Annotated in this window: 6 protein-coding genes; 3 read left to right on the forward strand and 3 right to left on the reverse strand. The window is 74.1% G+C overall.

The window, feature by feature from the left end:
• Positions 1 to 38 precede the first annotated feature (38 nt).
• Positions 39 to 1,622 (reverse strand): purple acid phosphatase family protein, encoded by a 1,584-nt coding sequence (locus ACFV61_RS32535; protein WP_380495584.1) that lies wholly within the window; start codon positions 1,620 to 1,622, stop codon positions 39 to 41.
• Between the two features lie 124 nt (positions 1,623 to 1,746).
• On the opposite strand from ACFV61_RS32535, the gene ACFV61_RS32540 reads away from it, so the two are divergent.
• Positions 1,747 to 2,439, forward strand: a complete 693-nt coding sequence (locus ACFV61_RS32540; RefSeq protein ID WP_380495586.1) for a response regulator — start codon at positions 1,747 to 1,749, stop codon at positions 2,437 to 2,439.
• A gap of 303 nt (positions 2,440 to 2,742) precedes the next feature.
• Here ACFV61_RS32540 and ACFV61_RS32545 read toward each other — a convergent pair whose 3' ends face one another.
• Together ACFV61_RS32545 and ACFV61_RS32550 are read right to left on the reverse strand one after the other, a co-directional pair.
• Positions 2,743 to 4,407: a peptide-N4-asparagine amidase gene (locus ACFV61_RS32545; protein WP_380495588.1), complete on the reverse strand. Its 1,665-nt coding sequence runs from the start codon at positions 4,405 to 4,407 to the stop codon at positions 2,743 to 2,745.
• A 193-nt stretch (positions 4,408 to 4,600) separates the two neighbouring features.
• Complete coding sequence (locus ACFV61_RS32550) at positions 4,601 to 5,503, reverse strand: LysR family transcriptional regulator (RefSeq protein ID WP_063350236.1); 903 nt, start codon at positions 5,501 to 5,503, stop codon at positions 4,601 to 4,603.
• Between the two features lie 136 nt (positions 5,504 to 5,639).
• Between ACFV61_RS32550 and ACFV61_RS32555 the strand changes: the two genes are divergently transcribed.
• Both ACFV61_RS32555 and ACFV61_RS32560 read left to right on the forward strand, forming a co-directional pair.
• Positions 5,640 to 6,623, forward strand: a complete 984-nt coding sequence (locus tag ACFV61_RS32555) for a pseudouridine-5'-phosphate glycosidase (protein ID WP_380345679.1) — start codon at positions 5,640 to 5,642, stop codon at positions 6,621 to 6,623.
• Positions 6,624 to 6,626: 3 nt separating this feature from the next.
• Positions 6,627 to 7,505, forward strand: coding sequence for a carbohydrate kinase family protein (locus ACFV61_RS32560; RefSeq protein WP_063350237.1), 879 nt, complete (start codon positions 6,627 to 6,629; stop codon positions 7,503 to 7,505).
• Positions 7,506 to 7,731: the final 226 nt, after the last annotated feature.

A 7,731-nucleotide genomic window follows, 5' to 3' on the forward strand; every position in this document is an offset into this window, starting at 1 on the left:
GGTCCGGGCCGGCGCCACCGCCCCGGGCGCGACCGGGGTCAGCGTCCCCGGCCGCCGCCGCGGGCGCCGCGCGGGCGGGTGAGCGTGAAGCGGTCGACGGGGACGAGGTCTCCGTACGGGCCGCTGACGGAGTAGTAGGTGACGTCGATGGTGGTCCGGCCGCCGCGCTCGCCCGGGTCGACCTCGAAGGCGGCGAAGCCGTACGGGTTGTCGGCGTCGCGGAAGGCGGACCAGGGGGCGTCCTCGATCACGTACTGCGGGGGCCGCTTGCCGGTGGCCGGGTCGACGGCGCCGACGCCGGTGATGACGCGGGCCTTGGCGGGCTCGAAGAAGAGGCCGTTGGAGGGGGCGGAGGTGCCGCCGCCGCCGATCACCATGTGAACGGTGCCCCGGGTGGTGTCGATGGTCCGGGTGTCGGTGGCGACCGGGATGGGGGTGCGGGTGTCGGTCTGCTGCTGGCCGCGGATCGGGTGCGAGCGCTCGTAGTGGTGCTCGTGGCCGCAGACCACCAGGTCGACGCCGTACTTGTCGAACAGCGGCACCCAGGTCTCGCGGATGCCGAGGTCGGCGCCGTTGAACTTGTCGGCGGTGGAGATGACGACCTGGTGCATGCAGACCACGATCCAGTCGATCTCGGGGTTCGCGTTGGCGGCGGCCAACTCCCGTTCCAGCCAGCGCTGTTGGGCGCCCCCGGAGTAGCCGTGGACGTAGGAGTCGCCGGCGTCCTGGTAGGCGACGTCGTCGTTGTTGAGGCTGATGACGCGGACCGCGCCGGCGGTGAACGCGTACCAGAGGCCGTGCAGTTCGTCGTCGGAGCCGGACGGGGGGAGGTCGAAGTAGGCCTGGTAGGCGCCGTAGCCGGTCGGGCCGTTGCCGCGCTCGTTCTCGTGGTTGCCGGCGGCGGGCATCCAGGGGCGGTGGCGGGCGGAGCGGCTGTTGTTCTCGAACCAGTCGGACCAGGTGCGGACCCGGTCGGTGGCGAGGTTGGCGTAGCAGAGGTCCCCGTTGACGAGGTGGAACAGCGGGGCGATCCGCTCGACTCCGGCGGTGGTGTCGCCGGCGGCGGGGCTGCCCAGGTTGTCGTTGGCGTATCCGTTCGCGGTCTTCTTGCCGAGGGTGGGGGTGCCCTGGTCGCCGAAGCTGGTGAAGGTGAAGGCGGCCCGGCCGCGCGGGGCGGTGCGGACGGTGCCGAGCTCCGGGGTGGCGCCGTCGTGGACGGCGGCGTACACGTAGTCCGTGTCGGGGTGCAGGCCGCTCAGCCGGGCGTGGTGGATCTGGACCTCGGTGCCGGACTTGGCGTCCCGGTAGGTGCTGGTGTCGGCCTGCACGCTGCGGCCCAAGCCGCCGTTCGAAGTGCCGTACCGGACACGGGGGTTGCCGACCGAGGCGGTGGTGTGCCAGGAGACCACGACCTCGCGCGAGGCGTCCGAGCCGAACTGGAGGTGCAGCCCGGCGACACGCGGGGCGCCGGAGCGGTCCGGCCGCTCCAGCAGCAGCGGGGCGGCGGCGGCGGGCGTGGCCGCGATGCCGGAGAGGGAGACGGCGCCGCCGAGACCGAGACCGGTGGCACCGGCCAGGATCCCGCGGCGGCTGACGGGGGGATGTCCACTGGAAGCGTTCATGGCCGCCAGCCTCACCGGGCGTCGGTGAACCGCGCCGGGCCCGTGACGTGAACTTCCCGTCCGCCGGGCCGCATTGGCGGCGGGCGGGGCCGGCGGTCCGGACGGGCGTGGCGGACTGCCTGCCGTGACGAGTACGGACGGTGTGACGAGTGCGAACGGTGAGTGCCCGCGGATCATCCGTACGCTGATCGCGGACGACCAGGAGGGCGTCCGGCGGATCCTGGCGGCGCAGCCGGACATCGAGGTGGTGGGGGAGGCCGCCGACGGGCTGGCCGCGCTGGAACTGGCGGCCGAACTGCGCCCGGACGTCGCGCTGGTGGACATCCGGATGCCGCGGATGGACGGACTGGAGCTGACCCGGCGGTTGGCCGGGCCGGGGGTGGCGGAGCCGGTGCGGGTGGTGGTGCTGACCACCTTCGACCTGGACGAGTACGTGTACCCGGCGCTGCGGCACGGTGCGTCCGGGTTCCTGCTGAAGCGCTCGGGGCCGGCGCTGCTCGTCGAGGCGGTGCGGGCGGCGGCGGACGGGGAGAGCCTGATCAGTCCGTCGGTCACGGTCCGGCTGCTGCGGCAGGTGACGGCGCCGCGCCGTCCGGAGCCCCGCTCGGCGCCGGTGGTGCCGTTGACCGAGCGGGAGGTGGAGATCGCCGGTCACGTGGCGGCGGGCCGGACGAACGCGGACATCGCCGCCGAACTGTTCATCTCGCCGGGCACGGTGAAGACGCACGTCGCGAGCGTCCAGCGCAAGCTCGGGGTGGCGAACCGGGTCGGCATCGCCGTCTACGCCTGGGAGATGGGCTACCCGGTGCCGCAGTGACGGGCGCCGCCGCGACGGACGCGTCCACGGAGCCGAGGGGGCGCTCCGTGGACGCGGGGAACCTACGAGGCGGGGGTGGCCTCCGGACATCGTGTCCTCCGGCCGGCAGTTCGATCGTCGACCGAGGTAGTACCAGTGGCAGACCCTGATCCGTCTCGATCTGTCACCACTGCCTCCTGCGGTCGAACTCCTTCAGCTGCCTCGCAGGTCCACTTCCCATCATGCGCTTCCCACGCCGTGTGCACCAGGGGTCAACCGCCTGAAATCGGATGGATTTCGCAAGTCGGGAGATTTCGGGCGGTGTTACGGCTTCGGCCAGCCGTCGACGAAGGAGAGCGTGCGGTGGTACGGCCCGTCGGGCCCGGTGCTGCGGTAGTCCTCGGTGCTGGTGCCGGTGCGGACGGTGGAGTCGCCGTCGTGGCGGCGGGCGGTGGGGCGCAGGGTGTGGTCGACGGTGGAGCGTTCGGTGACGTGGCCGCCGGTGGCCGCGGTGCTCTCGCGGTGGTAGCCGAGGTCCATGGCGGTCTGCTGGTCGGTGTTGCCGGCGGCGTCGTGGGTGACGCGGTAGGTGACGTCCAGCGGTTCGCCCTCGCGCACGGTGGTGGTGCGGTGCGGGCCGCCGCCCCAGGTGGCGGTGGTGCGGGTGAGGTCGGTGCGGTTGTGCAGGGTCACGTCGTTGCCGCTGTCGCGCAGCTGCTGGGCGGAGCGGAAGGCGAGGTCGTCGCGGACCTCGGTGGTGATCCGGCCGTGCGAGGTCTGGACCCAGCCGCGGGCGAGGTCGTGCCGGCCGGCGGTGACGGTCCAGTCGCCGCTGCCGCCGCCGTGGTCGGTGAGCCGGGTGTCGACGGCGGCCTCGGGGGCGACCCGGTGGTCGGTGAGCTGCCCGGTGGTGCGGGCGGCGCCGTGGTCGACGTCGGCGAAGAGGTTGATCTGGCCGGTCCAGGTGTCGTTGTTCTGCGCCTCGCTGGCGTTCACCGCGATGCCGACGGTGTGCGGGCGGCCGTCGAGCAGCAGTCCGACGTAGGGGGTGAGGTCGAGCCGGTAGGCGGGCAGGTCGAAGGCGAAGACGCCGGGGACGGGCCGCCAGAGCAGTGGGTCCCACCCGCCGGTGTAGATGACGGGGTAGGGCCAGACCGCGCCGGCCGTCCGCCCGTCGACGGTGAGCCGCAGTTCGCGGAACGGGCCCTTGCCGCAGGAGCCGAGGCCGGGGTTGGCGCTGACGAAGTCGTCGGGCGCGGAGGCGTAGGCGAACTCCTCGCAGGCGCCGCCGCCCCGGGTGTAGACCTCGGCGGTGAGGCGTTCGAGGTTCTGCGGGAAGGTGAGCTCGCGGGTGGCGGCGGGGGCGGCCTGGGTGAGCGCGAACGGCCCGGTGGTGAGCAGGCGGTCGGCGGCGTGGGCGGCGGGCCGGCGGTCGTTCGCGGTGTAGAAGGTGACACTGGCGCTGATGGTGAAGACGCCGGTGTAGGTGGCGTCGGTGACGTTGGCGAGGTCGAGGGAGAACGGCTGCGGTCCGGCGGCGAACAGCGGGGCGTAGCGGGTGAGATCGCGCTCCAGCTTCCATTCGATGCCGTCCTTGGACGGCTCGGGGGTGGAGGAGAGCAGCACCTGGACGCCGCCGACGCGGGCGCTGAAGATGCGGTCGAACTGCCGCCCGGCGACCTGCCCGTGGAGGTCCAGGACCACCGCCGACCAGGGCCCGGCGCAGTCGGCGGGCGGGGTGAGGGTGGTGGTGTACGGGGTGTCGGGCGGGTTGCCGTAGCCGTTGCGGAACTGCTGGTCGTGCATCACCTCGACGGTGCAGGAGCGGGTGTCGGGGCGGGTGAGCGGCCGGGTGGCGGTGACCGGGTCGTGGTAGTCGGTGCCGAAGTCGGCGTGGGCGGGGGCGGCGGCGGTGAGGGTGCCGGCGAGGGTCAGGGCGGCGGCGCCGAGGAGGCGGGCGGCGCGGCGAAGCAGCGGGCGGACGGCCAAGGCTGGTCCCCAGGGGTCGGGCGGCCGGCGGGCGCTGCCGCGGGCCGGGTGGGCGGTCCGGGCATCCTTTCGGCGGTGGCATGCCAGCGTCAAGGATTCGCCGGGGGTGCTTCGGGTACCCGGCGTGACCCGTCACGAGTGGCTGGGTCCTGTCCGGCCGATCCGGGCCCGGCGAGATCGGCCCGGCAAGGGCCTAGTCGACCTCCAGGGCCGCGGCCTCCTGCCGGATCAGGTCGCGCAGGGTGGCCAGCCGGGGCCGGCGGTCGTCCAGCCGCCACTGCATCTCCAGTGGCAGGGTGGCCCGGCCGTCCAGCCGGACGGTGGCCACGTCCTCGGTGAGGTGGCCGGTCATCGAGCCGGGCACCAGCGAGAACGCGCGGTTGCGGGCGAGCAGGTAGAGCCGGGAGCCGACGATCCGCGGCGGGCTGACCAGCACCGGCGGGTCGACGCCGTGGTCCGCGCACAGGCCGAGCACGTGGTCGTAGTAGCGCGGGTGCTGCTCGCGCGGCCACAGCAGCAGCGGCAGGTCGCGCAGTTCGCCGAGGCGCACGCTCGTCCGGCCAGCCAGCGGGTGGTCCCGGCCGAGGGCGACCCGTACCGGCTCGTCGGCGATCCGCTCCAGTCGGTAGCCGGCCACCTCGTCGAGGAAGCGGCCGAGGCCGATGTCGGCGAGTTCGGCGGCCAGTGCGGTGGAGACCTGGCCGGTGTCGACGGCGACCTCGGCGGTGGTGAGTGCGGGCAGCTCCTGTTCGGCGCGGCTGACCACGGCGGGCAGCAGCCGGTTCACCACGCTGGGGGAGGCCACGATCCGGGCCGTCCCCAGCCGGGACTCCTCGTGCAGCCGTACCCGGGCCAGCAGCGTCTGGGCCTGCCCGAGCAGCCGGGCGCTCTCGGCGGCCATCACCTCGCCGGCCTCGGTCAGCGCCACCGAGCGGCGGCTGCGGTCGAAGAGCTCGACACCGACGGTCCGCTCCAGCCGGGCGACCTCCTGGCTGACCGTCGGCTGGGAGATGTGCAGCCGTTCGGCGGCCCGTCCGAAGTGCAGTGTCTCGGCGACGGTGAGGAAGACCTCAAGTTGACGCAAGGTGAAGCCCATGGCCCAAGCCTAAGCCAACTCATAGGCCAGAGCCTATGGAAAGCCCCAGGACTCATTCTGGATTCCGATGCGAACCGTCCATACGCTGAGCGACACGTTGCCCCACCGCAGTGGCATCTCACAGAGAGATCCGACCATGACCGGACTGCCCCCCAGCACCCCCGAAGCCGCCGGCTCCGCGCCGGCCACCCGTTCCGCGCGGGCCATCCACGTCTCCGAGGAGGTCGCGCAGGCCGTGGCCGACGGCCGGCCCGTGGTCGCGCTGGAGTCGACCATCTTCACCCACGGCCTGCCGCGTCCCCGCAACCTGGCCGTCGCGCTGGAGGCCGAGCGGCAGCTGCGCGAGGCGGGCGTCGTCCCGGCGACCATCGGCGTGCACGCGGGCGTGCCCACGGTCGGTCTGAGCACCGAGCAGATCACCGAACTGTCCGCGACGGACGGCCTGGACAAGGTGAGCCTGCGCGACCTGCCGGTGGTCGCCGCGCTCGGCCGCCACGGCGGCACCACCGTCGCCGCCACCGCCTTCCTCGCCCACCGGGCGGGCATCCGGGTGTTCTCCACCGGCGGCCTCGGAGGCGTCCACTTCGGCGCCTCCGAGAGCTTCGACGAGTCGGCCGACATGACCACCCTGGCCGCCACGCCGGTCACCGTGATCAGCGCGGGCGTGAAGTCGATCCTCGACATCCGGGCCACCCTGGAGCGCTTCGAGACCTTCAACATCCCGGTCATCGGCTACCGCACCCGCAAGTACCCCGGCTTCTACGTCACCGACTCCGGCCACGAGATCAACTTCAGCGTCGAGTCGCCCGAGGAGGCCGCGCGGCTCATCGAGGCCCGCGACCGCCTCGCCCTGCCGCAGGCCGTCCTGATCGCCAACCCGGTGGACCCCGCCAAGCAGCTGCCGCCGGAGGAGCTCGACGGCATCCTGGAGCGCGCCTGGGCCGAGGCCGAGCGCCAGGGCGTCACCGGCAACGCCTCCACGCCGTTCCTGCTCGACCACATCCAGCGCGACACCCAGGGCCGCAGCCTGGAGGTCAACGTCGAGGTCTACCGGGGCAACGTCCGGCTCGGCGGCCAGATCGCGACCGCGCTGGCGGCCGCCGCCCGCAGCGGGGCCTGACCCGTGCTGGGGGTGCTCGGCGACCTCGTCGAGGACATCGTCGTCTGGGTCGACGGCCCGCTGCGGCACGGCACCGACTCCAGCGCCCAGGTCTTCCGGCGGCGCGGCGGCAGCGCGGCGAACGTCGCGAGCTTCGCCGCCGGTCAGTACCCGGCCCGGTTCATCGGCTGCGTCGGCGCCGACCCGGTCGGGGACGGCATCGTCGCCGAACTGACCGGGCACGGCGTGGACGTACGGGTCGCCCGGCGCGGCCAGACCGGCAGCATCGTGGTCCTGATCGACCAGGCCGGCGAACGGACCATGCTGCCCGACCGCGGCGCGGCCAAGCTGCTGGACCGGGTGCCGGACGAGTGGCTGGCCGGCCTGACCCACCTGCACGTGCCCGCCTACTCCTTCGACGGCGACCCGGTCGGCCGCTCCGCGGTGGACGCGCTGGTGCGGGTCCGGCGGGCGGGCGGCACCACCTCGGTGGACGCCTCCTCGACCGGCATGCTGGAGCAGTACGGGCGGGAGCGCTTCCTCGCCCTGCTGGCCGAGTTGGCGCCGACCTTCGTGTTCGCCAACCGGTCCGAGGCGGAGTACCTGGGCCTGCTGGTGGGCGGGCTGCCGGGGCCGGAGCGGGCCCGGCTGGCGGCCACCACCGTGGTCACCAAGGCCGGCGCCCAGGCGACCACCGTCGACGTGCCCGGGGACGCGCCGTTCACGGTGCCCGTGCCGCCGGTGAGCGAGGTGCGCGACCTCACCGGCGCTGGGGACGCCTTCGCGGCGGGATTCCTGGCCGGCTTCCTGGAGACCGGCGACCTGCACCTGGCCGCCGGCCTCGGGCACCGCAGCGCGGCCCGGGTGCTGGCCACGCCGGGGGCCTCGTTCGCGGAGCGGTGACCTCGGGGGCGGCGTCGGGCGGGATCGGGGCGGTGTCGGGGCGGCGTTGAGGCTGCGTCGGGGCTGCGTCGGGGTGGGCTCGGGGCGGCGTCGAGCTGACCGTGCGGTGGGCGGCCCCGTGCGTGGGGGCCGCGCGGCGGGGGGGGCGGGGGGCGGCCGCGACGGCGGCGCCCGGGTGCTGGCCGCCGCCAATGCCGCGCTGCCCCGCCCCTCCGGCCTGTACGAA

Source organism: Kitasatospora sp. NPDC059817, from assembly GCF_042731835.1.
In the GTDB taxonomy this organism is placed as follows: domain Bacteria; phylum Actinomycetota; class Actinomycetes; order Streptomycetales; family Streptomycetaceae; genus Kitasatospora.